The sequence below is a fragment of the Superficieibacter sp. HKU1 genome (genome assembly GCF_029319185.1).
Lineage (GTDB): Bacteria > Pseudomonadota > Gammaproteobacteria > Enterobacterales > Enterobacteriaceae > Superficieibacter.
The window spans coordinates 4,418,894-4,443,533 of the sequence record NZ_CP119754.1 but is presented as its reverse complement, the minus strand read 5'-3'; the positions used below and the strand labels follow the sequence as shown (position 1 = coordinate 4,443,533).

27 protein-coding genes are annotated in these 24,640 nt (G+C 53.7%); 19 read left to right on the top strand and 8 right to left on the bottom strand.

The window, feature by feature from the left end; translation table 11 throughout:
- Positions 1-53: 53 nt before the first annotated feature.
- Positions 54-590 carry a chorismate lyase gene (gene ubiC, locus P0H77_RS21185; protein WP_276159137.1) on the top strand — a complete coding sequence of 179 codons (537 nt, stop codon included), beginning with the start codon at positions 54-56 and terminating at the stop codon, positions 588-590.
- Positions 565-1,440, top strand: coding sequence for a 4-hydroxybenzoate octaprenyltransferase (ubiA, locus tag P0H77_RS21180; RefSeq protein ID WP_276159136.1), 876 nt, complete (start codon positions 565-567; stop codon positions 1,438-1,440). Before ubiC ends, ubiA begins: the two co-directional genes overlap by 26 nt.
- 115 nt (positions 1,441-1,555) lie before the next feature.
- Here ubiA and plsB read toward each other — a convergent pair whose 3' ends face one another.
- Entirely contained in the window at positions 1,556-3,976 is a 2,421-nt protein-coding gene (gene plsB, locus P0H77_RS21175; protein WP_276159135.1) for a glycerol-3-phosphate 1-O-acyltransferase PlsB, read from the bottom strand.
- A gap of 129 nt (positions 3,977-4,105) precedes the next feature.
- Here plsB and P0H77_RS21170 point away from each other — a divergent pair, with 129 nt between their 5' ends.
- The 3 genes from P0H77_RS21170 to P0H77_RS21160 all read left to right on the top strand — a co-directional run bounded on the left by P0H77_RS21170 (position 4,106) and on the right by P0H77_RS21160 (position 5,617).
- Positions 4,106-4,474 carry a diacylglycerol kinase gene (locus P0H77_RS21170; protein ID WP_276159134.1) on the top strand — a complete coding sequence of 123 codons (369 nt, stop codon included), beginning with the start codon at positions 4,106-4,108 and terminating at the stop codon, positions 4,472-4,474.
- Positions 4,475-4,583: 109 nt separating this feature from the next.
- Entirely contained in the window at positions 4,584-5,192 is a 609-nt protein-coding gene (gene lexA, locus P0H77_RS21165) for a transcriptional repressor LexA (protein WP_276159133.1), read from the top strand.
- A gap of 215 nt (positions 5,193-5,407) precedes the next feature.
- Complete coding sequence (locus tag P0H77_RS21160) at positions 5,408-5,617, top strand: CsbD family protein (protein WP_176920900.1); 210 nt, start codon at positions 5,408-5,410, stop codon at positions 5,615-5,617.
- Between the two features lie 79 nt (positions 5,618-5,696).
- Here P0H77_RS21160 and zur read toward each other — a convergent pair whose 3' ends face one another.
- Positions 5,697-6,209, bottom strand: coding sequence for a zinc uptake transcriptional repressor Zur (gene zur / locus P0H77_RS21155; RefSeq protein WP_276159132.1), 513 nt, complete (start codon positions 6,207-6,209; stop codon positions 5,697-5,699).
- A 231-nt stretch (positions 6,210-6,440) separates the two neighbouring features.
- On the opposite strand from zur, the gene P0H77_RS21150 reads away from it, so the two are divergent.
- The 4 genes from P0H77_RS21150 to pspG all read left to right on the top strand — a co-directional run bounded on the left by P0H77_RS21150 (position 6,441) and on the right by pspG (position 8,648).
- A complete protein-coding gene (locus tag P0H77_RS21150; protein ID WP_276159131.1) occupies positions 6,441-6,758 on the top strand; it encodes a type II toxin-antitoxin system RelE/ParE family toxin in 318 nt (105 codons plus the stop codon).
- A gap of 69 nt (positions 6,759-6,827) precedes the next feature.
- Entirely contained in the window at positions 6,828-7,124 is a 297-nt protein-coding gene (gene nadS, locus P0H77_RS21145) for a NadS family protein (protein WP_276159130.1), read from the top strand.
- Positions 7,125-7,259: 135 nt separating this feature from the next.
- On the top strand, positions 7,260-8,270 hold the full coding sequence (gene dusA / locus P0H77_RS21140) for a tRNA dihydrouridine(20/20a) synthase DusA (RefSeq protein WP_276159129.1): 1,011 nt from the start codon (positions 7,260-7,262) through the stop codon (positions 8,268-8,270).
- 135 nt (positions 8,271-8,405) lie between these two features.
- The gene (gene pspG / locus P0H77_RS21135; RefSeq protein WP_276159128.1) at positions 8,406-8,648 is read left to right on the top strand and encodes an envelope stress response protein PspG; all 243 of its coding nucleotides are present in this window, start codon (positions 8,406-8,408) and stop codon (positions 8,646-8,648) included.
- Between the two features lie 164 nt (positions 8,649-8,812).
- Here the strand turns inward: pspG and P0H77_RS21130 are convergent, their stop codons facing one another.
- Positions 8,813-9,796, bottom strand: coding sequence for a quinone oxidoreductase (locus tag P0H77_RS21130; protein ID WP_276159127.1), 984 nt, complete (start codon positions 9,794-9,796; stop codon positions 8,813-8,815).
- A 63-nt stretch (positions 9,797-9,859) separates the two neighbouring features.
- Between P0H77_RS21130 and dnaB the strand changes: the two genes are divergently transcribed.
- The 8 genes from dnaB (at position 9,860) to P0H77_RS21090 (ending at position 17,026) form a co-directional block, all read left to right on the top strand.
- Positions 9,860-11,266 carry a replicative DNA helicase gene (gene dnaB / locus P0H77_RS21125; protein WP_176920893.1) on the top strand — a complete coding sequence of 469 codons (1,407 nt, stop codon included), beginning with the start codon at positions 9,860-9,862 and terminating at the stop codon, positions 11,264-11,266.
- Between the two features lie 38 nt (positions 11,267-11,304).
- Positions 11,305-12,384: an alanine racemase gene (gene alr, locus P0H77_RS21120; RefSeq protein WP_276159126.1), complete on the top strand. Its 1,080-nt coding sequence runs from the start codon at positions 11,305-11,307 to the stop codon at positions 12,382-12,384.
- A gap of 23 nt (positions 12,385-12,407) precedes the next feature.
- Complete coding sequence (gene pnuC, locus P0H77_RS21115) at positions 12,408-12,965, top strand: nicotinamide riboside transporter PnuC (protein WP_276159125.1); 558 nt, start codon at positions 12,408-12,410, stop codon at positions 12,963-12,965.
- Positions 12,962-13,972, top strand: coding sequence for an AAA family ATPase (locus tag P0H77_RS21110; protein ID WP_276165193.1), 1,011 nt, complete (start codon positions 12,962-12,964; stop codon positions 13,970-13,972). Before pnuC ends, P0H77_RS21110 begins: the two co-directional genes overlap by 4 nt.
- A gap of 69 nt (positions 13,973-14,041) precedes the next feature.
- The gene (tyrB, locus tag P0H77_RS21105; protein WP_276159124.1) at positions 14,042-15,235 is read left to right on the top strand and encodes an aromatic amino acid transaminase; all 1,194 of its coding nucleotides are present in this window, start codon (positions 14,042-14,044) and stop codon (positions 15,233-15,235) included.
- 195 nt (positions 15,236-15,430) lie between these two features.
- Positions 15,431-16,144 carry an acid phosphatase AphA gene (gene aphA / locus P0H77_RS21100; protein WP_276159123.1) on the top strand — a complete coding sequence of 238 codons (714 nt, stop codon included), beginning with the start codon at positions 15,431-15,433 and terminating at the stop codon, positions 16,142-16,144.
- Positions 16,145-16,253: 109 nt separating this feature from the next.
- A complete protein-coding gene (locus P0H77_RS21095) occupies positions 16,254-16,670 on the top strand; it encodes a secondary thiamine-phosphate synthase enzyme YjbQ (RefSeq protein WP_276159122.1) in 417 nt (138 codons plus the stop codon).
- A gap of 2 nt (positions 16,671-16,672) precedes the next feature.
- The gene (locus P0H77_RS21090) at positions 16,673-17,026 is read left to right on the top strand and encodes an MmcQ/YjbR family DNA-binding protein (protein WP_276159121.1); all 354 of its coding nucleotides are present in this window, start codon (positions 16,673-16,675) and stop codon (positions 17,024-17,026) included.
- 1 nt (position 17,027) lies between these two features.
- On the opposite strand, the gene P0H77_RS21085 is transcribed toward P0H77_RS21090, so the two are convergent.
- The 3 genes from P0H77_RS21085 to uvrA all read right to left on the bottom strand — a co-directional run bounded on the left by P0H77_RS21085 (position 17,028) and on the right by uvrA (position 20,767).
- Positions 17,028-17,357, bottom strand: coding sequence for a hypothetical protein (locus tag P0H77_RS21085; protein ID WP_276165192.1), 330 nt, complete (start codon positions 17,355-17,357; stop codon positions 17,028-17,030).
- 3 nt (positions 17,358-17,360) lie between these two features.
- A complete protein-coding gene (locus tag P0H77_RS21080) occupies positions 17,361-17,801 on the bottom strand; it encodes a hypothetical protein (protein WP_276159120.1) in 441 nt (146 codons plus the stop codon).
- A 143-nt stretch (positions 17,802-17,944) separates the two neighbouring features.
- Positions 17,945-20,767, bottom strand: coding sequence for an excinuclease ABC subunit UvrA (uvrA, locus tag P0H77_RS21075; protein WP_276159119.1), 2,823 nt, complete (start codon positions 20,765-20,767; stop codon positions 17,945-17,947).
- A gap of 246 nt (positions 20,768-21,013) precedes the next feature.
- Here uvrA and ssb1 point away from each other — a divergent pair, with 246 nt between their 5' ends.
- Positions 21,014-21,556 carry a single-stranded DNA-binding protein SSB1 gene (gene ssb1, locus P0H77_RS21070; protein WP_276159118.1) on the top strand — a complete coding sequence of 181 codons (543 nt, stop codon included), beginning with the start codon at positions 21,014-21,016 and terminating at the stop codon, positions 21,554-21,556.
- 66 nt (positions 21,557-21,622) lie between these two features.
- Here ssb1 and P0H77_RS21065 read toward each other — a convergent pair whose 3' ends face one another.
- Positions 21,623-21,904, bottom strand: coding sequence for a YjcB family protein (locus tag P0H77_RS21065; RefSeq protein ID WP_276159117.1), 282 nt, complete (start codon positions 21,902-21,904; stop codon positions 21,623-21,625).
- An 815-nt stretch (positions 21,905-22,719) separates the two neighbouring features.
- On the opposite strand from P0H77_RS21065, the gene P0H77_RS21060 reads away from it, so the two are divergent.
- Positions 22,720-24,309, top strand: a complete 1,590-nt coding sequence (locus tag P0H77_RS21060; protein ID WP_276159116.1) for an EAL domain-containing protein — start codon at positions 22,720-22,722, stop codon at positions 24,307-24,309.
- Here P0H77_RS21060 and soxS read toward each other — a convergent pair.
- Positions 24,294-24,623 carry a superoxide response transcriptional regulator SoxS gene (gene soxS / locus P0H77_RS21055; RefSeq protein WP_276159115.1) on the bottom strand — a complete coding sequence of 110 codons (330 nt, stop codon included), beginning with the start codon at positions 24,621-24,623 and terminating at the stop codon, positions 24,294-24,296. The genes P0H77_RS21060 and soxS overlap by 16 nt on opposite strands.
- Positions 24,624-24,640 lie beyond the last annotated feature (17 nt).

Genomic DNA, 24,640 nt, shown 5'->3' with positions numbered 1-24,640 from the left:
ATCCCACTTTTCTGCGTTACAATGTTTTCAGGCTATGTACCGGAGAAACTGGCATGTCACATCCTGCGCTAACGCAATTGCGTGCGCTGCGCTATCTTGATCATATCCCCCCGCTAAAATCCGCACTGCGAGAGTGGTTATTGCTGGAAGATTCGATGACCAAACGGTTTGAACAGCAGGGGAAGACGGTCAGCATTACTTTACTTCGCGAAGCGTTTGTTGGCCGGGAAGAGATTACCGAAGAGCAGGCGCTATTGCCGTACGAAACGCGCTACTGGCTGCGGGAAATTGTGCTTTGTGCGGACGAGGTTCCGTGGCTGGTGGGGCGCACCGTTGTGCCGGAATCAACGTTAAACGGTCCTGAGCTGGCGCTGCAAAAACTGGGTAAAACGCCGCTGGGCCGCTATCTGTTTACTTCCTCAACCCTGACCCGTGATTTTATCGAGATCGGGATGAGCGACGATCTGTGGGGACGGCGCTCGCGGCTGCGGCTTAATGGAAAGCCCTTGTTATTGACCGAATTATTTTTACCGGCATCACCGATTTACCAGAAGGAAGAGAGAAATGGAGTGGAGTCTGACGCAGAATAAGCTGTTGGCATATCATCGCCTGATGCGTACCGACAAACCTATTGGCGCGCTGCTGCTGCTGTGGCCGACGCTATGGGCGCTATGGGTGGCGACGCCGGGCCTGCCGCCGCTGTGGATCCTGGCCGTTTTTGTCGCTGGCGTCTGGCTGATGCGCGCGGCGGGCTGTGTGATAAACGATTATGCCGATCGCAAAATTGATGGCCATGTGAAGCGCACGGCAAACCGGCCGTTACCCAGCGGGGCCGTCAGCGGCAAAGAGGCGCGCATATTGTTTGTCGTGCTGGTGCTGTGCTCTTTCCTGCTGGTATTGACGCTGAACCGGATGACCATCCTGCTTTCCGTTGCTGCGCTGCTGCTGGCATGGGTGTATCCATTTATGAAACGCTACACCCATTTGCCGCAGGTAGTACTGGGGGCGGCCTTCGGCTGGTCGATCCCGATGGCGTTCGCCGCCGTCAGCGAAACGCTGCCGCTGAGCTGCTGGCTGATGTTCCTGTGTAATATTCTCTGGGCGGTGGCCTACGATACGCAGTATGCGATGGTCGATCGCGATGACGATCTGAAGATCGGCGTGAAATCAACGGCGATCCTTTTCGGGCAGTACGATCGGTTGATCATTGGACTTTTACAGGTGGCAGTGCTGGCGCTGATGATCGCTATTGGCTGGCTGAACGGGCTGGGCAGCGCATTCTACGCGGCGGTGGCCGTAGCGGGCGCGCTGTTTGTGTATCAGCAGAAGCTGATTATGCAGCGTGAACGTGATGCCTGTTTTAAGGCATTTATGAATAATAACTATGTCGGACTGGCGCTGTTTGTCGGGCTGGCGGTAAGTTACTGGTCGTTCGCATAAACCTGCCGGGTGGCGGCTTCGCCTTACCCGGCCTACGAAAGATAAAATTACAATGGGTTATGACGTTTGGCCTGGATTTGCCGGATGGTGGTATCACCGCTATCCGGCATTTTTATCACTCGCCCTGTGCCGCGCTCTCAATCGTTAACCGCACATCCGAGGTAATTAACTCCGCCAGCATCTGATAAACCTTCATCGTTTCTGCCGGTTCCGCATCCCCGGTATCGCTGATATAGCCTTCATCACGCAGCGTCAGCACCAGAGAGCTAAAGACCGCTTTATCGAAGAACTCCGGCGCGTTGATGCCGTGCAGCACGGACAGACGTTGCGCCACGGTACGGCTCTCTTTCTCCAGCGTGCCACGGTTGATCGACGGATTAGCACTGAGCAGCCAGAAGGTAATGGCATAGCGCTGTAGCGTTTCACGCGCGCCTGCCGCCAGCAGTTGTAGCGTTCGGGCACGGGCCGGGTTGATACGGAACTCCGCGTCCTCACAGGTAATCAGCCCCTGGCGCGCCATTTCTGCCGTCAATGCGTCAATCACCCCCGCCACTTCACTGGTATCCCAGCGCAGGAACAGTTCGGCTTTCAGCATCGGGTAAAGTAGTTCCACATGGTGCAGCAGGGCGTCACGTGAAATCTGCCGATGCTGAGTCACAATGGCGGCAATCAGCGAGGGCAGCATCAGCATATGCGTGATGTTATTGCGGTAATACGTCATCAGGACCGCCTGCTCTCGCGGCAGAACGATGATATCGCCGATGGTATCTTTCTCGACCTGGAACTTATTCATCTGCAGTGCATGCTCGATAAGTTCGTTCGCCGTGGCCACAGGCGCAGTAGAATCCGGCGCATACGGCACATTACGTAACAAATCGAGATAGCAATCCAGCTGCTGCGTCAGTTGCTCACGGGTCAGAGAGCGCTGACGGGAAGCCAACAGCGCGGTACAGCACAGGTTCATGGCGTTCGCCGCGCCTGCATTGTTAATGCGCACCATCAGATCGGCGGCGATGCGGTTAACGGTTGGCGTTAGCCAGGCCGGGCGCACTGCCTCAATTGGATCGATGGATTCACGCCACTCGGGCACATGGTGATTCAGGTAGGTCATCAGCGGCATTGGCTCGCCAAAATTGACGTAGCCCTGACCGAGATTACGCAGCTTGCTCAAACCACGCATCATCTGCAGCAGGTTTTCCTTCTCTTTCGTCGCGCCACGCAGTTCTTTGGCGTAAGTACCCACTTCCATCACGTGCTCATAGCCGATATAAATCGGCACCAGAGTGATGGGGCGTGTCCCGCCGCGCAGCATCGCCTGAATGGTCATCGACAGGGTGCCGGTTTTTGGATCCAGCAGACGGCCAGTACGTGAGCGGCCACCTTCGACAAAATACTCAACGGAATAGCCGCGGCTGAACAGTTCACCGAGATATTCACGGAACACCGTCGAATAGAGCTTGTTACCCTTAAAGGTACGGCGAATAAAGAACGCGCCCAGGCGGCGGAAAATGGGCCCGGCAGGCCAGAAGTTCAGGTTGATGCCCGCGGCAATATGCGGTGGCACCAGACCCTGATGATAGAGCACGTAGGAGAGCAGCATATAGTCCATATGGCTGCGGTGGCAGGGCACGTAGACAATCTCATGACCATCATGCGCCAGCTGCCGCACGCGCTCGGCGTTATGCACGTTAATCCCCTGATACAGACGGTTCCAGGTGAAGCCCAGAATACGGTCAGTCAGGCGGATCATCTCGTAAGAGAAGTTAGCGGCAATCTCTTCCATCAGCGCAATGGCATTCTGCTGCGCTTTTTCATGAGAGATTTTTTTGCTGCGCGCTTCGTCTTCTACTGCCCGGGCAATCGCTTTAGACGCCAGAAGCTTATTAAACAGATCCTGACGAGCGGGCAGACGTGGCCCTACGGCCGCCAGACGCTGACGGGCAAAGTGCATACGCGCAACGCGCGCGAGCTTTTGCGCAATGATCTTATCCGTTCCGTGCTCGTCGGCCATCCGGCGCAGAGAGACCGAGGGGGAGAAACGAACAAAGCTGTCGCGCCCCAGCCAGGAAACGGCAAAAAACTTTTGTATGCCGTTGAGCATGCGCAGCGGCGGGTTAACCTCGCCTTTCTCACGCCCTGGCGAACGTCCAAACATCACCGATACCGGCACCATCTGTACGTCCAGCCCCGGATTGCTGCGGTGCAAGTCCAGATAGTCGTGGAAGAGTTTGATAGACTCTTCTTTCGGCGTGTAATACGTGAATACACGCGGGCCGCCATGTATAAAGACGTAGCGCGGCAGCAGGGTGCCGTCGATCTCCAGCGGCTCCATGGGATCGGGAAGATCGTGCGCCAGGCACTGCGTGCGCAGCGTCAGCAAATCCGCTTTTGAATTGTAAGGCAATACGTACATAATTGGGCGGGAGGTATCCAGGCCCAACTCCTGCGCAGGTTCCGCCGGAATAGACTTGCTCTTTACCAGGACACTTAATGGTAAATTCAGTAATTTGTAGTAAATTCGTGGCCAGCCGGACATAAACGATGTGAAGCCTCTGGTTAATCATGCAAATGCGCTGCAAGGATATCAGAAAGTGAACAGATTTTCTGAGCTTACGCAGGAAGCGCGTTATATCATTGACGCTAATAATGTTAAAAGGTTCTTTTGATGGCCAATAATACCACCGGATTAACCCGGATTATCAACGCAGCGGGTTATTCCTGGAAAGGATTTCGTGCGGCATGGATCAACGAAGCCGCTTTTCGTCAGGAAGGCGTGGCTGCCCTTGTGGCTATCATTATCGCCTGCTGGCTGGATGTCGATCCCATCACCCGCGTGCTGCTGATTGGCTCGGTGCTGCTGGTAATGATCGTAGAAATTTTAAACAGTGCAATTGAAGCCGTCGTGGACCGTATCGGCACGGAAAGACACGAACTTTCAGGCCGTGCCAAAGATATGGGATCGGCGGCAGTACTGCTGGCAATTGTCGTTGCGCTTATCACCTGGGTGACCTTATTGTGGTCGCATTTCCGCTAAAGGTCGCAAAAGTAAAAAAGTCTCTTATTTTTCGTGCCATTGGTGGTTCCAAAATCGCCGTTAACTGTATATACTCACAGCATAACTGTATATACACCCAGGGGGCGGAATGAAAGCGTTAACGGCCAGGCAGCAAGAGGTGTTCGATCTCATTCGGGATCACATCAGCCAGACAGGCATGCCACCGACGCGTGCGGAAATTGCGCAACGTTTGGGGTTCCGTTCCCCAAATGCGGCTGAAGAACATCTTAAAGCGCTGGCGCGTAAAGGGGTGATTGAGATTGTCACCGGCGCATCGCGTGGTATTCGCCTGCTAATGCAGGAAGAAGAAGGCATTCCTCTTATTGGCCGCGTTGCCGCTGGCGAGCCGCTTCTGGCACAGCAGCATATTGAAAGTCACTATCAGGTCGACCCGTCGCTGTTTAAACCCAACGCCGATTTTCTGCTGCGCGTTAGCGGTATGTCGATGAAAGACATCGGTATTATGGACGGCGATTTGCTGGCAGTGCATAAAACGCAGGATGTACGTAACGGCCAGGTTGTCGTCGCGCGTATTGACGAAGAAGTGACTGTTAAGCGTCTGAAGAAACAGGGCAATGTTGTTGAACTGCTGCCTGAGAATAATGAGTTTTCACCTATCGTGGTTGACTTGCGTAAGCAAAACTTCTCTATTGAAGGACTGGCTGTTGGCGTGATCCGCAACGGCGAGTGGCTGTAAATTTGTTCTGATTTCTGCGGTGCTGTCGGTGCCGCAGAGTTCCTTCCTTTTGCCAGACCCTCTCTTAGTGGTAGCGCTTCTCAGGGTTAAATATTCTTAATTCTCCGCAGGGTGCAGCATCCTCATCTACACTTATTCTTACGTTCAGCAGAAAAGACATGCAATCTGGACGACAGAATTCAAATGATTTGTACCCCAACAATGAGGACATAATTATGAATAAAGACGAAGTCGGCGGTAACTGGAAACAGTTCAAAGGTAAAGCGAAAGAACAATGGGGCAAACTGACCGATGACGATATGACCGTCATCGAAGGTAAACGTGACCAGCTGGTAGGTAAAATCCAGGAGCGTTACGGTTACCAGAAAGATCAGGCGGAAACCGAAGTGAAAGACTGGGAAACCCGTCACGATTACCGCTGGTAGTTGTAACCTCAGCTAACGGCTGAGAAGATCCTACCCGAAGGTACATGGAGGTACCACCCCACAAAGAGCCGTGCTGACACTAGCGCGGCTTTTTCTTACTCTGAATACTGTGATCGTGGTGGCAGTCGCCAGGATGACGGCAGGCTTCAACCTCTGCACAGTCTGCACATAACCCGTGCGCTTCAATCACGTTGTGGCGTAAAGCAAATCCCATCCGTGCTGCCAGGGCATGCATAATATCTTCCACGCCATCGGCACCTTCCTCTTTCACGACGCCGCAGCGGTCGCAGATAAACATCGCCGACGTATGGTTGTGGTCGAAGAGGTGGCACAGCACGTAGCTGTTGGTTGATTCTACCTTGTGGACAAAACCCTGCTCGAGCAGAAATTCCAGCGCACGGTATACCGTCGGCGGCTTGGCCTGCGGTTCTTTGTCGCGCAGCAAGTCGAGCAAATCGTAGGCGCTGATTGCACCTTGTTGCAGGCTCATTAATCGCAACACTTCAAGGCGCTGCGGAGTCAGGCGCACATTGCGTTGCACGCACAGCTTTTCAGCTTGCGCTAACATCTCCTGCGAAGTGGTCTTGTCCATAGCGTCCTCGGGTAGGGGGCAAAAGCCTATTTTATCATGTTCTGCTGAAAGTCAGAAATGAAGGCGTTTTATGTGGCTGTCTCACTCTTAAGGGCGGGTCATGATAGTCTTGTACGAGCAGCATGCTGTAAAGTGAAAACATAATTTATGTACCCAGTACACTAAAACGTTTGATGTATGTACGGGGTACATGTAAAATAGCGTTAAAGTTATAATAGTGCAGGAACAGGGATGTTTACTTTTATTGAGCTTCACGGGTTCAGTAAGCGGCGGCAAGCTTTTTTACCGGATGATGAGTTCCGTGTGTTTCAGGAGCTACTGATTGAAGATCCTGAAACCGGAGATGTCATTGCCGGGACGGGCGGTTTTCGCAAAATCCGCTGGAGTCGCCCCGGAATGGGTAAACGCGGCGGAGTACGGGTAATTTATTATACTGTGACGCGCAAAGGGCGGATTTATCTGGCCCTGATATATCCCAAAAATGAGCAAGATGATTTATCAGAAGATCAAAAAAGAGCGCTGAAGCAATTATCCGACATGCTCGTATAATGCTGAGGTTCTGTAACTTCTCATAGGGCAATAGGGCCGGTGATGCGTCAACAGGGCGATGAGGAACAGATGAAAGACGAATTATTTGCCGAGCTGCTGGCGAGTGCAGAAGAGATGGTAAGAATTGAAAAAGGTGAACAAACGCCAGCACCGGAACACGTTCATACCTTTAGTGCTATTGATGTCAAAGCGATACGTGAAGCAACGGGTTTAAAGCAGCAGGATTTTGCGATGGCGGTTGGCGTAAGTTACGATTTGGTAAAAAGCTGGGAAACTAAGCGTCGTCAGCCAACAGGCGCGCCGAGAAAGCTTCTGCTTTTGCTGGAAATGAATCCTTTTATTATTAACCAGCTTAAAACTATTTAATTCCATGTTGAACCTGCAGCGCGCAATGCTGTCAGCGCGATACCTTTTCTCTATGTTATAGTAGACGGCTCGACCTGTAACACAGAGAGGTTTTTCTCTGCTCAGGGTTATCTAATTCTGCCAATGACGTCAAAAATGCACCTGAATCCAAATCCTGGCATTGCCAACGCTTCTTTCCCCGCCCACCGCTTCTCCATCGCGCCGATGCTCGACTGGACGGACAGGCACTGCCGCTATTTCCTGCGTCTGCTTTCCCGCCATACGCTGCTGTATACGGAAATGGTCACGACAGGGGCGATTATTCACGGCAAAGGCGATTATCTGGCCTATAGCGAAGAAGAGCACCCGGTCGCGCTCCAGCTTGGCGGCAGCGATCCGGCGGCGCTGGCGCAGTGCGCTAAACTGGCAGAAGCGCGTGGCTATGATGAAATCAACCTCAACGTGGGTTGCCCTTCAGACCGCGTGCAAAACGGCATGTTTGGTGCCTGCCTGATGGGCAACGCTGCGCTGGTCGCGGATTGTATTAAGGCGATGCGCGATGTGGTTTCCATTCCGGTGACGGTGAAAACGCGCATTGGCATCGACGATCGGGACAGTTATGAATTCCTGTGCCAGTTTATTGATACCGTTTCCGGCAAGGGCGAATGCGAGATGTTTATCATCCACGCGCGTAAAGCCTGGCTCTCTGGTCTGAGCCCGAAAGAAAACCGCGAAATCCCACCGCTGGATTACCCGCGCGTTTATCAACTTAAGCGCGACTTCCCGCATTTAACTATGGCGATCAATGGCGGTATTAAATCGCTGGAAGAAGCCAAAGCGCACCTTCAGCATATGGATGGCGTGATGGTCGGGCGCGAGGCGTATCAGAACCCGGGAATTCTGGCGTCGGTGGATCGGGAAATCTTTAACGCCACGGGGGCTGATGCCGATCCGGTGGCGATAGTCCGCGCCATGTACCCGTACATCGAACGCGAGCTGAGTCAGGGAACCTACCTTGGGCATATCTCACGGCATATGCTGGGTCTGTTTCAGGGCATCCCCGGCGCGCGTCAGTGGCGTCGCTATCTGAGTGAAAATGCGCACAAGGCGGGAGCCGATATTGAAGTGCTCGAGCAGGCACTGAAGCTGGTGGCGGATAAACGCTAATCTTCACTACAATCTGGTCAATTTCACCACGCCTCGCTATCGTAAGCGGGGAATTTTTTATTGCGAATCAATAAGTTAATTTTGGCACGATTTTTGTAAGTGTTTCTGCATCAGGCATATTTCGGAGAAATCGTCATGCTGGAACTACTTTTTGTTATCGGATTTTTTGTTGTGCTGCTGATGACAGGCGTATCACTGCTGGGCATCATCGCCGCGCTGTTTGTGGCGACGGCGCTAATGTTTGTTGGCGGCCTGTTTGCGCTGGTCATCAAGTTATTGCCATGGCTGTTGCTGGCGGTCGCGGTGGTATGGGTTATTCGGGTGATAAAAGCGCCAAAAGTACCGCAATATCAGTGCAATAAACGCTCACGTTACTGAGGAATGTGCAGAGGATCACAACCCCGGCACTTTTGCTTAGAATCACATAGGCTTTGCTTAGCAAATCTGTCACTATTCTCCGTCTAACGAATTCATCGCGCTGTACCCTACATACGGCCGAACTAAAAAAGTAAGGGCTTCCCGGGTGGAAGCCCTAAACTTTTCTAGGGGATCAGCAGGCTTGATCCCTGCGTTGCCCGGCTTTCCAGCGTTTCATGCGCTTTTTGCGCCTCGTTCAGCGCAAATTTTTGCGCTTCAGCCACGTCCACTTTAATCACGCCGCTGGCGATAAGCGAAAACAGTTCGTTGCTGGCTTCGGTCAGTTCCTCGCGATTAGTGATGTAGCCCTGAAGGGAAGGGCGCGTCGCGAACAATGAACCTTTCTGATTCAGAATGCCAAGATTAACGCCGGTGACCGGGCCTGAAGAGTTACCAAAACTTACCATCAGTCCGTGGCGTTGCAGGCAATCCAGCGAGGATTCCCAGGTATCTTTACCTACCGAATCGTATACCACACGCACTTTTTTACCGCCGGTGATCTCTTTTACCCGCTCCACCAGATTCTCTTCGCGGTAGTTAATCACCTGCCACGCGCCCGCCTGTTTCGCACGCTGCGCTTTTTCTGCAGAACCGACCGTGCCGATAAGCTTCGCACCCAGCGCTTTCGCCCACTGACAGGCAATTAGCCCGACGCCCCCGGCAGCAGCGTGGAACAAAAACACCTCATCCGGTTTAATTTCATAAGTTTTACGCAGTAAATAGAACACCGTCAGCCCTTTAAGGAACGAGGCGGCCGCCTGTTCAAAGGAGATGGCATCCGGCAAAATTGCCGCTTTATCAGCCGGTACGTTGTGTACTGAGCTGTAAGCGCCGAGTGCGGACTGCGCATACACCACCCGGTCGCCGGGCTTGATATCGGTTACGCCGCTGCCGACTTTGCTTACTACGCCTGCCGCCTCGGTACCTAATCCGCTGGGCAATGACGGGGGCGGATACAGCCCGCTGCGAATATAAGTATCGATGTAGTTGATGCCAATCGCTTTATTCTCTACCTGAATCTCATTTTCGGCCGGATCGGTGGGCGTGAATTCCACCGCCTGCAACACTTCCGGCCCGCCATGCTTGTTAAATTCGATACGTGTTGCCATGCTTCCTCCTGAACAATGTGATAATCTTTCGACCCATTCATCATCTCGGTAACTCCATTCACTATGGCAGGAAATAAACCCTTCAACAAACAGACTGAACCTCGCGACCCGCAGGTCGCCGGGCTGAAAATGCCACCGCACTCGATTGAAGCGGAACAGTCGGTGTTGGGCGGTTTAATGCTGGATAACGAACGCTGGGACGATGTCGCCGAACGTGTAGTGTCTGACGACTTTTATACCCGGCCGCACCGGCATATTTTTACCGAAATGGGGCGTTTGCAGGAGATGGGCAAACCCATCGACCTGATCACCCTCGCAGAATCGCTTGAACAACAGGGACAACTGGACAGCGTTGGCGGCTTTGCCTACCTGGCGGAACTATCAAAAAATACGCCAAGTGCGGCGAACATTAGTGCTTATGCCGATATCGTGCGCGAACGCGCCGTCGTCCGCGATATGATTTCGGTAGCCAATGAGATTGCCGATGCGGGTTACGATCCGCAGGGCCGCAGCAGCGATGAACTGCTGGATCTCGCCGAATCCCGCGTTTTCCAGATCGCCGAGAACCGCGCGAATAAAGACGAAGGCCCGAAGAGTATCGATCAGATCCTCGACGCCACCGTGGCGCGTATTGAGACCCTGTTCCAGCAGCCGCACGACGGCGTTACCGGAGTGGATACCGGTTATCAGGATCTGAATAAGAAAACCGCCGGTCTGCAACGCTCGGATTTGATCATCGTGGCAGCGCGTCCGTCGATGGGGAAAACCACCTTTGCGATGAACCTCTGCGAAAACGCAGCGATGTTACAGGATAAACCGGTGCTGATCTTCAGTCTGGAGATGCCCGGCGAGCAGATCATGATGCGTATGCTGGCGTCGCTCTCCCGCGTCGATCAGACCCGTATTCGTACCGGCCAGCTTGACGATGAAGACTGGGCGCGGATCTCCGGCACGATGGGCATCCTGCTGGAAAAACGCAATATGTACATCGACGACTCCTCCGGCCTGACGCCAACGGAAGTCCGCTCCCGCGCGCGGCGTATTTTCCGCGAGCATGACGGGCTGAGCCTGATCATGATCGACTACCTCCAGTTGATGCGCGTGCCGTCGCTGTCCGATAACCGTACGCTGGAGATCGCCGAAATCTCCCGCTCGCTGAAGGCGCTGGCGAAAGAGTTGCAGGTGCCGGTAGTGGCGCTGTCGCAGCTTAACCGCTCGCTGGAGCAGCGCGCCGATAAACGCCCGGTGAACTCCGATCTTCGTGAATCCGGCTCAATCGAGCAGGACGCCGACTTAATCATGTTTATCTATCGTGACGAGGTGTATCACGAGAACAGCGATCTTAAAGGCATCGCCGAAATCATTATCGGTAAACAGCGTAACGGCCCCATCGGTACAGTGCGTCTGACCTTCAACGGCCAGTGGTCGCGTTTTGATAACTACGCCGGACCACAGTACGACGACGAATAATTCAGCCAGTAAAAGCAAACACTTATCAAGGAACACACATGCAAGCGGCAACTGTAGTTATTAACCGCCGCGCTCTGCGACACAACCTGCAACGCCTGCGCGAACTGGCTCCCGCCAGCAAGCTTGTTGCGGTGGTGAAAGCGAACGCCTACGGACACGGTCTCCTGGAGACCGCGCGAACGCTCCCCGACGCTGACGCTTTCGGCGTCGCCCGACTTGAAGAAGCTTTACGACTGCGCGAGGGTGGTATTACTCAGCCCATCCTGTTGCTTGAAGGCTTTTTCAATGCCGCCGATCTGCCGACCATCGCCGCACAGCATCTTCACACTGCCGTACATAATCCCGAACAGCTTGAGGCGCTGGAAAGCGCCGATCTGAGCGAACCGGTTACCGTATGGATGAAGCTGGATACTGGTATGCACCGCCTCGGCGTGCGTCCGGAAGAGGCGGAGGCGTTTTATCAGCGTCTGACGCAGTGCAAAAATGTGCGCCAGCCGGTGAATATCGTCAGTCATTTTGCCCGTGCCGATGAGCCTGAGTGTGGGGCCACAGAGCGGCAGCTCGATATCTTTAATACGTTCTGCGAAGGCAAACCAGGACAGCGCTCTATCGCCGCTTCGGGCGGCATTCTGCTGTGGCCGCAGTCGCATTTTGACTGGGTGCGGCCGGGCATTATCCTCTACGGCGTTTCGCCGCTGGAGCAAAAACCCTGGGGCCCGGATTTTGGCTTCCAGCCGGTCATGTCACTCACCTCCAGTCTGATCGCCGTGCGTGAGCATAATGCCGGTGAGCCGGTGGGCTACGGCGGCACCTGGGTAAGCGAGCGCGATACTCGTCTGGGCGTGGTGGCGATGGGATACGGCGACGGGTATCCACGCGCCGCCCCATCCGGCACGCCGGTGCTGGTCAACGGTCGTGAAGTGCCGATTGTCGGGCGCGTGGCGATGGACATGATCTGCGTTGATTTGGGGCCGGACGCCGCCGATCGGGCGGGAGATCCCGTCATTATGTGGGGCGAAGGACTACCCGTTGAGCGAATTGCTGAGATTACGAAAGTAAGTGCTTACGAACTTATTACGCGGCTGACGTCGCGGGTGGCAATGCAGTACATCGATTAATCCTGGCTTTCCAGGGAGGGAAAATGTCCATACCGGAAATCGCCGCCTGCCTCAGCTATGCCATTTCAGTCTGGCTGGCGGCGCGTAATAGCGTTCATACCTGGTGGACCGGCATTATCGGTAGCATGCTTTATGGCTGGGTATTCTGGTCGGTGCAACTCTATGCCGATGTCACGCTACAGGTCTTTTTCATCGTCACCAGTTTTACCGGCTGGCTACACTGGCTTAAAGGCCAGCACGGCAAGGTGCTTCCCATCAGGAAGACACATATCGGCCATCTTTTCCTGCTGTTCTGCGGTGCTGTTCTCGTCGCCACAGGATACGGTCTTTTGCTGCATACCTTCACTAACGCCTGGTCGCCGTGGCTGGATTCCTTAATCCTGACGTTTAGCGTGCTGGCGCAGTTTATGCTGATGGGCCGGCGTCTGGAAAACTGGTACGTCTGGCTTGCCGTGAACACGCTGGCAGTCCCGTTGTATGCATATCGTGGATTGTCCCTGACGGCGGGGCTGTATCTGATTTTCTGGTTTAACGCCTGGCACGGCTTGTGGAAATGGCGCAAAGAGTTGAGAAAGCAATGAAGCGCTTTGCCACTGGTCTTATTGTCGGCAAGTTTGCGCCGCTGCACTGCGGTCATGAGCGGTTGATTAACGCCGCGCTGGCGCAGTGCGACACGGTACTACTACTCAGTTATTCAGTGCCTGAACTGCCGGGCTGTGAGCCGGAAAAGCGGCAGCGCTGGCTGCAACAGCGGTTTCCTCAGTGTCGGTCAATTGTGCTGACGCCTGAACGGGCGAAGGCGTGGCATCTTCCTGCGCTCCCTCATAACGAGGATAGTGCGGACAGCCATCGACACTATGTTGCCACGGTGTGCGAGCAGGTTTTTCAGCAGCGCCCGCAGGCGGTATTCAGCGGCGAAGATTATGGCGACGGCTTTGCGGCGGTGCTCAGCGAACGTTTTAACCAGCCGGTTACGCACGTCAGGTTACAGCGCGGTGCGGAGCCTGACGCGCCGTCCGGGACGCTGATCCGCGCCGACGTTAATCGTTACCGGGCGATGCTGGCAGATGACGTCTACCGTGATTTTGTTTTCCGCATTTGCCTGCTGGGCGGAGAGTCCACCGGTAAAAGTACGCTCTCAAAAGCGCTGGCAGAGGCGCTGAATACTCCTTTTGTCGCCGAGTTTGGCCGTGAATACTGGGAGCAGAAGCAGGGTGAGTTAGGCTATCACGACCTCCTGCATATCGCCCGTACCCAGGTGCAGCGCGAAGAAGCCGCGCCGCCGATGCCGTATCTGGTCTGTGACACGTCCCCGCTGACGACCTTGTTTTATACGCTTCATCAGTTTGGCCATGCGCCGCCAGAACTTCACCGTCTTGCTGAACGGGATTACGCATTGATTGTTTTGTGCGAGGCCGATTTTGATTTTGTGCAGGACGGCACGCGGCAGGGCGAGGATTTTCGCCGTTTGCAGCAGGCGTGGTATGAGCGGGAACTGACGCGCAGAACGCTGCCGTTCATTCGCGTTCGTGGTCCGGTTTCTGAGCGGGTTGCACACATTCTGGCGCATCTGGCGACGCTGCATTAAACGCTGTTATCTCTTTGCTGGCTGGTTTATTGTGTCATTTACTCAGACCGTAAACCTGGAGACCACCACGTGTTTCAGAAAGTTGACGCCTACGCTGGCGACCCGATTCTCTCCCTGATGGAACGCTTCAAAGACGATCCCCGCAGCGATAAAGTCAATCTCAGCATCGGCCTTTATTACAACGAAGATGGCATTATTCCACAGCTACAGGCGGTGGCGGAAGCCGAGGCGCGACTCAATGCGCAGCCGCACGGCGCGTCGCTTTATCTGCCGATGGAAGGTCTGAATAGTTATCGTCACACCATCGCTCCACTGCTGTTCGGTGCCGATCATCCGGTACTGGCGCAGCATCGCGTGGCGACCATTCAGACGCTCGGCGGTTCTGGCGCGCTGAAAGTCGGGGCAGATTTCCTGAAACGCTACTTTCCGGATTCTGGCGTCTGGGTCAGCGATCCGACCTGGGATAATCACGTGGCCATTTTTGAAGGTGCCGGATTCAGCGTAAAAACCTATCCCTGGTTTGACGATACCACCAAAGGCGTTCGCGTTGACGCGCTTATTGAAACGCTGAATACGCTGCCTGCGCAGAGCATTGTTCTGCTGCATCCGTGCTGTCATAACCCCACCGGGTCCGATCTCACCAACGATCAGTGGGATGCGGTAGTGGAGGTGCTGAAGGTCCGCGAACTGATCCCGTTCCTCGATATTGCCTATCAGGGCTTTGGCGCGGGTATGGAAGACGATGCGTATGCGATCCGCGCCATTGCCAGCGCCGGACTGCCCACGCTGGTCAGCAATTCGTTTTCCAAGATTTTCTCGCTGTACGGCGAGCGAGTCGGTGGGTTATCGGTGGTCTGTGACGATGCCGAGTCGGCATCTCGCGTGCTGGGCCAGTTAAAAGCGACCGTGCGCCGCAACTACTCCAGCCCGCCGAATTTCGGTGCGCAGGTGGTTGCGACGGTGCTGGGTGACGCCGGGTTAAAAGCCCGCTGGCTGGCAGAGGTTGAAGAGATGCGCCTGCGAATTCTGGCCATGCGTCAGACGCTGGTCACGGTGCTAAAAGAGGCCGTGCCGGGACGTAATTTTGATTACCTGCTGCAACAGCGCGGCATGTTCAGCTACACCGGACTGAGCGCGGCCCAGGTTGATCGCTTGCGCGACGAATTTGGTATTTACCTGATCGCCAGCGGACGGATGTGCGTCGCCGGACTGAATACAGGCAACGTTCAGCGTGTGGCACAGGCCTTCGCTGCAGTAATGTAAGCACTTACTAACCTCCCGTAAGAGTGCGAAGTCTGGCAAGATCGTGCCGGACTTCGCGCATTCTCTCCCTGTTGATCCCGCACAACCAATGCCAATAAAAACCTTTCTTTCGCCTGCCGCTGAGGTTAAGGTCTGAAAAAGCGCGCAATAACTGCGCACGTTAATAGAATGAAAATAAATACTTAAGGGAAACGCATGCGCAAAATTTTTACGGCGCTGAGTGCCGCCTGCCTGGCGCTGGCACTCAATGGTACTGTCGTCGCCCGCGCCTCCACGCCTTCTCCGCTGTACACAGGCACCAACGTTGCCAGACTCGCTGAACAAGCCCCTGTTCACTGGGTTTCCGTGGCGCAAATCGAAAATAGCCTGACGGGACGCCCGCCGATGGCCGTGGGTTTTGATATCGACGACACCGTGTTGTTCTCAAGCCCTGGCTTCTGGCGCGGTAAAGAAACGTACTCGCCAGACAGCGACGATTATCTGCACAATCCGGCTTTCTGGGAAAAAATGAATAACGGCTGGGATGCGTTCAGTATTCCAAAAGAGGTAGCGCGTGGGCTGATTGCTATGCATGTTAAACGCGGCGACCGTATTTATTTCATCACCGGACGCAGCCAGACCCAGACCGAAACGGTATCAAAAACGCTGCAGGACGATTTTTCTATTCCGGCGGCAAACATGAATCCGGTCATTTTCGCAGGCGATAAAGCAGGCCAGAATACCAAAACCCAGTGGTTGCAGGATAAGCAAATCAACGTGTTCTACGGCGATTCTGATAACGACATCACTGCCGCGCAGGAGACAGGGGCGCGGGCGATCCGGGTGTTACGCGCCTCCAACTCGACCTATAAACCGCTGCCACAGGCTGGCATGTTTGGCGAGGAAGTGATTGCTAACTCCGAATACTAATGTGTGCATGTGAATAGCTGATCTTTTAAACAAAAAGACGCCTGGGGGTTTACCTTTTGGCGTCTTGTTGCACACTTAGAGAGGTTCATCTTTCTGACTGGAGCAGCTTATGTGGTATCAGCAAACCCTGACGTTACGCGCGCAGCCGCGTGGATTTCACCTGGTAACGGATGAAGTGCTGGGGCAAATTCCAGAACTGTCACGCGTTAACATCGGCTTGCTGCATCTGCTGCTTCAACACACTTCAGCCTCCCTGACCCTCAATGAGAACTGCGATCCGAGCGTTCGACGCGATATGGAACGGCATTTTCTCAAAAATATCCCCGATAACGCCGCGTATGAACATGATTATGAAGGGGCAGACGATATGCCCTCGCATATCAAATCGTCAACGCTGGGCGTTTCCCTGCTACTGCCGGTGAAAAATGGGCGCGTGCAACTCGGCACCTGGCAGGGGATTTGGCTGGGAGAACATCGTATTCACGGCGGTTCGCGTCATATTATCGCGACCCTGCAAGGAGAATAATCATGACCGATTCGGAACTCTTACAATACTGTATGGCAAAACCCGGCGCGGAACAGAGCGTACACAGCGACTGGAAAGCCACGCAGATTAAAGTCGCAGATGTCCTTTTTGCGATGGTCAAAATAGTGGAAGACCGCCCGGCGATTTCTCTGAAAACCAGCCCCGAGCTGGCAGAGCTATTACGTAATGAACATAAAGACGTGCGGCCCAGCAAGCACCTTAATAAAGCCCACTGGAGCACGGTGTATCTCGACGGCACGCTCCCGGCATCGCAGATTTATTATCTGGTCGATGCTTCTTATCAGCAGGCCATCGCAACGCTACCGGAAGATAAACGTAAACTGCTGGCGCGCTGACTCAGAGAGCGGCAATCAGCGATGCCAGCGTGATATCAAGCAGGCGAATGACAATTGACTGAAGGCGACTGCGGAGAGCGATTTCCGCATTATTCGCGCGCAGGCGGGCGATGTCGCGCTGACCCTCCAGTAAAACGATCAGATCCTCCTGGGTAAGCCAGCCGCGGGCTTTTTCGCGCAGTGCCTGGGCGATCAGCGTTCCGGCATCGCGTATTCCGGCATCTTCATCGTGGGCGGCAAGATTAAGCAGGGTGATAAATTCTGTGGCCGCTGCGCCTGAGCGCGCAGGCTGTTCTTTGGCGGTGGTTAAAAGCGTATTAAGCGATGGCATCATTTATTTCTCCTGATGGCAGGCGGAACCTGGACGCAGGCACTCGCCCTCAATAGCCAGCTGCCATGCCAGCCGGGCCTGCTGTGTGAACAGCCTCGCCTGAACCTCTGTCAGCGCGCTGTTTTGTTGGATTACCCGCGCATGCAGGCGAAAGTAACTGTCTTCCAGCAGGGTCAGATTCTCAATCCGTAGCGGATCGTTGAGCGTTGCCGCCAGCATTAGCGCATCATCAAAGCCCTGGCGGAGCTCGCTATCGTCCTGGGTAATCAGGTTTGTATCCAGCGGTGCGGTAGCCGCGTCGGCAATAAAGTGCAGATACGACGTTTCCAGCCCTTCCAGTTGCTGATGGGCCTGAGCGTTATAGTTATCGGTTAGCGAGCAGGCCGACAGCAAAAGGGCGCAGCATACGGCTGCGTATCGGGTGATCCAGTGATAGCAAAGCATGATCGTTTCCGGCGGTGAACAGGTGCGGCAATCTCATACCAGCCGGGGTGACGGGGCAAATCATAAAAACTCACGGAGGAGAAATGAGGGCAGATGAGGAAAAATGATGCCGCTTCCCGTAACAGGAAGCGGCAGAGAACCGATTACAGCATTGGTTTGAGGAAGCGCGCGGTGTGCGAAGCTTCGCACTCCGCCACCGTTTCCGGCGTGCCGGAGACGAGGATTTCACCGCCGCCGCTGCCGCCTTCCGGACCAAGGTCGACAATCCAGTCGGCGGTCTTGATCACATCAAGGTTGTGCTCAATGACCACAATGGTATTGCCCTGATCACGTAACTGGTGCAGCACTTCCAGCAGTTGCTGAATATCGGCAAAGTGCAGACCGGTGGTTGGCTCATCAAGGATATACAGCGTCTGCCCGGTGCCGCGCTTCGACAGCTCACGCGCCAGCTTCACGCGCTGGGCCTCACCGCCGGAAAGCGTTGTTGCCGCCTGACCGAGACGAATGTACGACAGGCCCACGTCAATCAACGTCTGGAGCTTACGCGCCAGCGCTGGTACGGCATCAAAGAACTCACGCGCTTCTTCGATGGTCATATCCAGCACTTCGTGAATGCTCTTGCCTTTGTACTTCACCTCAAGCGTTTCACGGTTATAGCGCTTGCCTTTACACTGGTCGCACGGCACATAAATGTCCGGCAGGAAGTGCATCTCAACCTTGATGACACCATCGCCCTGACAGGCTTCACAGCGCCCACCACGCACGTTAAAGCTGAAACGTCCTGGCGTATAACCACGCGAACGGGATTCCGGCACGCCGGCAAACAGTTCGCGCACTGGCGTAAAGACGCCGGTGTAGGTCGCCGGGTTAGAGCGCGGCGTACGACCGATAGGACTCTGGTCGATGTCGATAACTTTATCGAAATGCTCCAGACCCTGTACATCACGGTACGGCGCTGGTTCGATGATGGTGGCACCGTTCAGCTGACGCTGAGCAATCGGGAACAGGGTATCGTTGATTAAGGTCGATTTACCGGAGCCGGAAACACCGGTCACGCAGGTAAACAGCCCCACCGGCAGCGTCAGGGTAACGTCTTTCAGGTTATTGCCGCGTGCGCCGGTCAACCGCAGCACTTTCTCCGGATCGGCTTTTACCCGCTCCTTCGGCACCTCGATTTTGCGCTTGCCGCTCATAAACTGGCCGGTTAACGATTCCGGTACCGCCATGATAGCGTCCAGCGGCCCTTCAGCCACCACCTGACCACCGTGAACCCCCGCGCCGGGGCCGATATCAATCACGTGATCCGCGGCCCGAATTGCGTCTTCATCATGCTCGACCACAATCACGGTATTGCCAAGATCGCGCAAATGCACCAGCGTCCCCAGCAGACGTTCGTTATCGCGCTGGTGCAGGCCGATAGAGGGCTCATCCAGCACGTACATCACGCCCACCAGGCCCGCGCCAATCTGGCTTGCCAGACGAATACGCTGCGCCTCACCGCCGGAAAGCGTTTCTGCCGAGCGTGAAAGCGTCAGGTAGTTCAGGCCGACGTTCACCAGGAATTTCAGACGATCGCCAATCTCTTTGAGCACTTTCTCAGCGATTTTTGCCCGCTGGCCGGACAGCTTCAGATTAGTGAAGAAGTCCATGGCATGACCGATGCTCATATCAGAGATGGTCGGTAGCGCGGTGTTTTCAACAAACACGTGACGCGCTTCGCGACGCAGACGCGTTCCTTCACAGGTGGCGCACGGACGGTTGCTGATGTACTTTGCCAGCTCCTCGCGCACCGCGCTGGATTCGGTCTCTTTATAGCGACGCTCCATATTATGCAGCACGCCTTCAAACGGATGACGACGCACGGAGGTATCGCCGCGATCGTTCATGTATTTGAATTCAATTGATTCTTTACCGGAACCAAAGAGAATGACCTTATGCACGCTGGCGCTCAGGCTGCCCCACGGTGCATCGACGTCGAATTTGTAATGCTCCGCCAGCGAGCGCAGCATCTGGAAATAGTAAAAGTTACGGCGATCCCAGCCGCGGATCGCCCCGCCCGCCAGCGACAGCTCCGGGTTTTGCAGCACGCGATCGGGATCGAAATACTGCTGCACGCCCAGCCCGTCACAGGTTGGACACGCGCCTGCCGGGTTATTAAACGAGAACAGGCGCGGTTCAAGCTCGCGCATGCTGTAGCCGCAAATCGGGCAGGCAAAGTTGGCGGAGAAGAGCAGTTCTTCCGCTTTTGGATCGTCCATATCGGCAACGATCGCCGTCCCGCCGGAGAGTTCCAGCGCGGTCTCAAAAGACTCAGCCAGACGCTGCGCAAGATCTTCACGTACCTTAAAGCGGTCGATCACGACTTCAATGGTGTGTTTTTTTTGCAGCTCCAGCGAAGGGGGATCGGAGAGATCGCAGACCTCGCCGTCAATCCTGGCGCGGATATATCCCTGGCTCGCAAGATTTTCCAGGGTCTTAGTATGCTCGCCCTTACGCTCTTTAATGATGGGCGCGAGCAGCATCAGCCGCTTTTCCTCAGGCTGTGACAGCACGTTATCGACCATCTGGCTGACGGTTTGCGCGGCCAGCGGCACGTCGTGATCCGGACAGCGCGGCTCGCCCACGCGGGCAAATAGCAGACGCAGGTAATCGTGGATCTCGGTAATCGTCCCCACGGTAGAACGCGGGTTATGCGACGTTGATTTCTGTTCAATAGAAATCGCTGGCGATAATCCTTCAATATGATCGACATCCGGCTTTTCCATCAGTGACAGGAACTGACGCGCATAGGCGGAGAGGGACTCGACGTAGCGACGTTGCCCTTCAGCGTATAACGTGTCAAAAGCCAGAGAGGATTTGCCTGAACCCGAAAGCCCGGTGACGACAATCAGTTTGTCGCGAGGGATGACGAGGTTGATGTTTTTTAGATTGTGGGTACGTGCGCCCCGAACTTCTATCTTATCCATTCACCTTTCCCGGTAGCCTGATTTGTTTGAAGGACAAACGGCGTTTTTGCAACTGAAACGGCTAATTATGACACAAATTAACCTGAATGAATATACAGTATTGGAATGCAACTTCTATGCGGATGTGCAAAAATGTCATCAGGAAGTTGTTTATCGGAATCGACTTCACAAGGTATCAAAGCGTGGTCTGGTAATGTTACAATCGCGCGTTTACACTCATTAAGAACGTTTTCAGGAGACACAATTATGGCCAGTAGAGGCGTAAATAAGGTGATTCTCGTCGGTAATCTGGGGCAGGACCCGGAAGTACGCTACTTGCCGAGTGGTGGCGCAGTTGCCAACTTCACGCTGGCTACTTCCGAATCCTGGCGTGATAAGCAGACCGGTGAGACGAAAGAGCAGACAGAATGGCACCGCGTGGTGATGTTCGGCAAACTGGCGGAAGTGGCCGGGGAATATCTGCGTAAAGGTTCTCAGGTGTATATTGAAGGGCAGCTACGTACCCGCAAATGGACCGATCAGAGTGGTCAGGAACGCTATACCACCGAGATTAACGTCCCGCAGATTGGCGGCGTAATGCAGATGCTGGGCGGACGTCCGCAGGGTGGCGGCGCGCCGGCAGGCGGCGGTCAGCAGGGCGGTTGGGGTCAGCCTCAACAGCCACAGCAGCAGTCGCAGGGCGGCAACCAGTTCAGCGGCGGCGCACAGTCTCGTCCGCAACAGCAGCAGTCCGCCCCGGCACAGTCTAACGAACCGCCGATGGACTTTGACGACGATATTCCGTTCTAAGCGCGCGATATCCTGACCAGCTCCTTTACCGGGGCTGGTCCGTTCATGGCGTTGAACGTTCCCTCATCAGGTCATGACCACTGGCCATTCCGGCGGCATTTGCCCCATCGTTTCGACCATCACATTTTTTACATTGCCCCAAATCAGAGAGACATCTGCCATTGTGATCCCCAGCAGGTTGGTCGCAAACCAGCAGGCGGCAATCATACCCAGCAGCGTGCTGATGACGGCCAAACCAATATAGTCCGCTTTGCGGAACTGAATGTTCAATGTGCTGGCTAAAAACATCAGCCCGGCGCTTACCAGAGGCCAGCGCAGCAACACCACGCTGGTAGTAATGGTGGCCATGAAATCTTATCCTCAGTGAAAAAAGACATGCCTTCGGCCAGCAGCCCCGCCAGGAGGCGCAGACTGTCATCAGGCAGGTAAACTTTTATGAAACGGCGTTCCTGTATCACAGGATTTGTGAACTATATCACATTTGCTGTTTTATTCGCCAGAGAAAGAACCGCCTTCTTGCGTGCTGAGGAGCAAGAAAAATGTCATACGTCGCGATGAAACTCCGCTATAGTGATATCGGGTTTTCTCAATTCAGTTATGGTGAAGAATTAAGCGTCAATAACATGTCCCGCTCTTTCACTGTTTTATAAAATCCCGCAAGACGGATTGCTGTGCGTCAGGTAAACTTTTTTGCGCGCCTTTAACCATAGGCTTTTTAATTGTGTGGGAATTTTTTTGCCCGATTTTTTATGCTGTGCAACGATGCGTATATTTTTTTCATAATTTAACTAATACTTAATTATTACGCAGCTTAACGTCAGAGAATATTCTCCAAAAGTTGTATCTTTAATTCAGCATTTATGCTGCTTAAAAGGGCACTCATCAACCAGTTGATGCAGAACTATACACCAGGCTTTAGTCCTTAGCCTGGCTTCTCCTGTTTTAAACAACGCAATGTACATTTTCGCCTCTCCTTAATAAAAACGTGACCTCCACTTTAAGTTTGCCTTACGGGAAAATATTATCGTCATCACTAAATATTAGGTTTTTGCGATAAAAAGTCGGTTGCTAATGTCGTATGATTCATGCAACGTAATCACTTCTTTTATCAAAGTATCCATTTTGGAGCTCGGGCACATAAAATGCAGGGATATTAGGCTGAAATGAACCATAGCGTGCAACGCAAGGTGCTGAGAGTCCTCGGGATCATCATGGTGGTTTTACTGCCGGTGATGCTTGCGCTATGGTTTGCTCATTTAAGAGCCGTTTCAGAAACACGCGATCAGCTGCGCTCATTTGCCCGACTTGCGCTCAATAAAACGGAAAAAGTAATTCGTCAGGCCGATCTTGCACGCGATGCCGCCGGGCAATTCCACGGTGACATTTGCAGCGTCCGGCATCAGCAACAAATGTTGAATATAGTTCATGGCCGACTATACGTTGATGATTTAATCTACGCTGAAGGCGATCGTTTTTTATGCTCGACTTCTCTTCATCCAGCACAGCCATATCAGATGCCGCGACAGAATTACTGGCGCAAGCCTGATACCTTTATTTACTACTACCGGGATACTCCGTTTTATCCTGGTTATAAAATGAACTATATGCAGCGCGGGAATTATGTTGCTGTTATTAATCCTCTGTCCTACAGTGAAGTTATCTCGGAAGATCAGTCGCTGGCGTACGGAGTATACGATACGGTCACTAATGCGTTTTTTTCGGTAAGTGAGCAGGCCGATCCTGCGATATTAAAAAAACTGTTGCTTAATAAAGACTACACCTTTCAGTATAACGGACGCTTTTATACTATTGCGCGATCTGAACGACGGCCAATCGCTATTATTGTTTCAACAGTATCATCCCGCTTTCATGATAACTTCTACCATCAGGCAACGCTTACGCTCCCTCTGGGACTGATTTGCAGTATGCTGATCCTGCTCGTCTGGGCGCGAACGCATCGGGAGTTTAACTCCCCGCGCCGTCTGCTACAGCGTGCGCTTCAGAAACGCCAGCTTCGTTTGCACTACCAGCCTATTATCGATATCAAAAATAACCAGTGCGTTGGCGCAGAAGCACTTTTGCGCTGGCCGGGGTTTGAAGGGCAGGTAATGAGCCCGGCGGAGTTTATTCCGCTGGCAGAAAAAGAAGGGCTGATTGAACATGTTACGGATTACGTCGTGGAAGAAGTGTTTACCGATTTAGGTGAGTTTCTTGCCGCGCATCCGCAGCTTTATATCTCAATCAACTTATCCGCCTCGGATTTCCACTCCTCGCGTTTAATCGCGTTAATCTCTGATAAAGCACAGAAATATTCGGTCCTGGCCCAGCAAATCAAAATTGAAGTGACCGAACGTGGGTTTATTGACGTGCCAAAAACGACACCGGTTATTCAGGCGTTTCGTCAGGCCGGTTATGAAGTGGCAATTGATGATTTCGGCACCGGCTATTCTAATCTGCACAACCTCTATTCGCTCAATGTGGACATATTAAAAATTGATAAATCATTTATTGATAACTTAAGCACCAATAATTTGATTGCTGAGCATATTGTTGAAATGGCACAGAGTTTACGCCTGAAAACCATTGCTGAGGGTGTGGAAACGGCTGAGCAGGTGTCCTGGTTATTGAAACGTGGCGTTCAGTATTGTCAGGGCTGGCACTTTGCGAAAGCGATGCCGCCCCACGAGTTTATTCTCTGGCTCCAGCAACCGATAAGATTGCTGAAGCCGCGTAAGCGTCACGCTGAAATCTGATGACGATAATCCGTCGGCGTACGATCAAACTCGCGGCGGAACACGCGGGAAAAGGTCTGCTGGGAGACATAGCCTAAGTCCATCGCGATATCAAAAATCGGCCGCTGCGTAGTGCGCAACGCTTCTGCTGCCATCAATAAACGCCGCTGGCGGATGTAACCACCCAGCGTCTGATGCATCACCGCCCGGAACATCCGTTGCAAATACCACTTCGAATAGCCTGATTTTCTGGCAACCATATCGATGTTAAGTGGTTGATCGATATGCTCATCAATCCATTCAATCAGCGTTTGAATAATTTCACGATGCGACATACAGCGTCCTCTTCTCA

What these genes read in the sequence shown, in the direction of transcription:
- alr (WP_276159126.1), top strand. Translation starts at nt 11,305, where the DNA reads ATGCAAGCGGCAACTGTAGTTATTAACCGCCGCGCTCTGCGACACAAC.
- P0H77_RS21110 (WP_276165193.1), top strand. Translation starts at nt 12,962, where the DNA reads ATGAAGCGCTTTGCCACTGGTCTTATTGTCGGCAAGTTTGCGCCGCTG.
- pnuC (WP_276159125.1), top strand. Translation starts at nt 12,408, where the DNA reads ATGTCCATACCGGAAATCGCCGCCTGCCTCAGCTATGCCATTTCAGTC.
- soxS (WP_276159115.1), bottom strand. Translation starts at nt 24,623, where the DNA reads ATGTCGCATCGTGAAATTATTCAAACGCTGATTGAATGGATTGATGAG.
- P0H77_RS21065 (WP_276159117.1), bottom strand. Translation starts at nt 21,904, where the DNA reads ATGGCCACCATTACTACCAGCGTGGTGTTGCTGCGCTGGCCTCTGGTA.
- P0H77_RS21095 (WP_276159122.1), top strand. Translation starts at nt 16,254, where the DNA reads ATGTGGTATCAGCAAACCCTGACGTTACGCGCGCAGCCGCGTGGATTT.
- P0H77_RS21170 (WP_276159134.1), top strand. Translation starts at nt 4,106, where the DNA reads ATGGCCAATAATACCACCGGATTAACCCGGATTATCAACGCAGCGGGT.
- uvrA (WP_276159119.1), bottom strand. Translation starts at nt 20,767, where the DNA reads ATGGATAAGATAGAAGTTCGGGGCGCACGTACCCACAATCTAAAAAAC.
- P0H77_RS21060 (WP_276159116.1), top strand. Translation starts at nt 22,720, where the DNA reads ATGAACCATAGCGTGCAACGCAAGGTGCTGAGAGTCCTCGGGATCATC.
- P0H77_RS21085 (WP_276165192.1), bottom strand. Translation starts at nt 17,357, where the DNA reads ATGCCATCGCTTAATACGCTTTTAACCACCGCCAAAGAACAGCCTGCG.
- dusA (WP_276159129.1), top strand. Translation starts at nt 7,260, where the DNA reads ATGCACCTGAATCCAAATCCTGGCATTGCCAACGCTTCTTTCCCCGCC.
- aphA (WP_276159123.1), top strand. Translation starts at nt 15,431, where the DNA reads ATGCGCAAAATTTTTACGGCGCTGAGTGCCGCCTGCCTGGCGCTGGCA.
- pspG (WP_276159128.1), top strand. Translation starts at nt 8,406, where the DNA reads ATGCTGGAACTACTTTTTGTTATCGGATTTTTTGTTGTGCTGCTGATG.
- ubiC (WP_276159137.1), top strand. Translation starts at nt 54, where the DNA reads ATGTCACATCCTGCGCTAACGCAATTGCGTGCGCTGCGCTATCTTGAT.
- ubiA (WP_276159136.1), top strand. Translation starts at nt 565, where the DNA reads ATGGAGTGGAGTCTGACGCAGAATAAGCTGTTGGCATATCATCGCCTG.
- P0H77_RS21160 (WP_176920900.1), top strand. Translation starts at nt 5,408, where the DNA reads ATGAATAAAGACGAAGTCGGCGGTAACTGGAAACAGTTCAAAGGTAAA.
- nadS (WP_276159130.1), top strand. Translation starts at nt 6,828, where the DNA reads ATGAAAGACGAATTATTTGCCGAGCTGCTGGCGAGTGCAGAAGAGATG.
- plsB (WP_276159135.1), bottom strand. Translation starts at nt 3,976, where the DNA reads ATGTCCGGCTGGCCACGAATTTACTACAAATTACTGAATTTACCATTA.
- P0H77_RS21080 (WP_276159120.1), bottom strand. Translation starts at nt 17,801, where the DNA reads ATGCTTTGCTATCACTGGATCACCCGATACGCAGCCGTATGCTGCGCC.
- zur (WP_276159132.1), bottom strand. Translation starts at nt 6,209, where the DNA reads ATGGACAAGACCACTTCGCAGGAGATGTTAGCGCAAGCTGAAAAGCTG.
- P0H77_RS21090 (WP_276159121.1), top strand. Translation starts at nt 16,673, where the DNA reads ATGACCGATTCGGAACTCTTACAATACTGTATGGCAAAACCCGGCGCG.
- dnaB (WP_176920893.1), top strand. Translation starts at nt 9,860, where the DNA reads ATGGCAGGAAATAAACCCTTCAACAAACAGACTGAACCTCGCGACCCG.
- P0H77_RS21150 (WP_276159131.1), top strand. Translation starts at nt 6,441, where the DNA reads ATGTTTACTTTTATTGAGCTTCACGGGTTCAGTAAGCGGCGGCAAGCT.
- ssb1 (WP_276159118.1), top strand. Translation starts at nt 21,014, where the DNA reads ATGGCCAGTAGAGGCGTAAATAAGGTGATTCTCGTCGGTAATCTGGGG.
- lexA (WP_276159133.1), top strand. Translation starts at nt 4,584, where the DNA reads ATGAAAGCGTTAACGGCCAGGCAGCAAGAGGTGTTCGATCTCATTCGG.
- P0H77_RS21130 (WP_276159127.1), bottom strand. Translation starts at nt 9,796, where the DNA reads ATGGCAACACGTATCGAATTTAACAAGCATGGCGGGCCGGAAGTGTTG.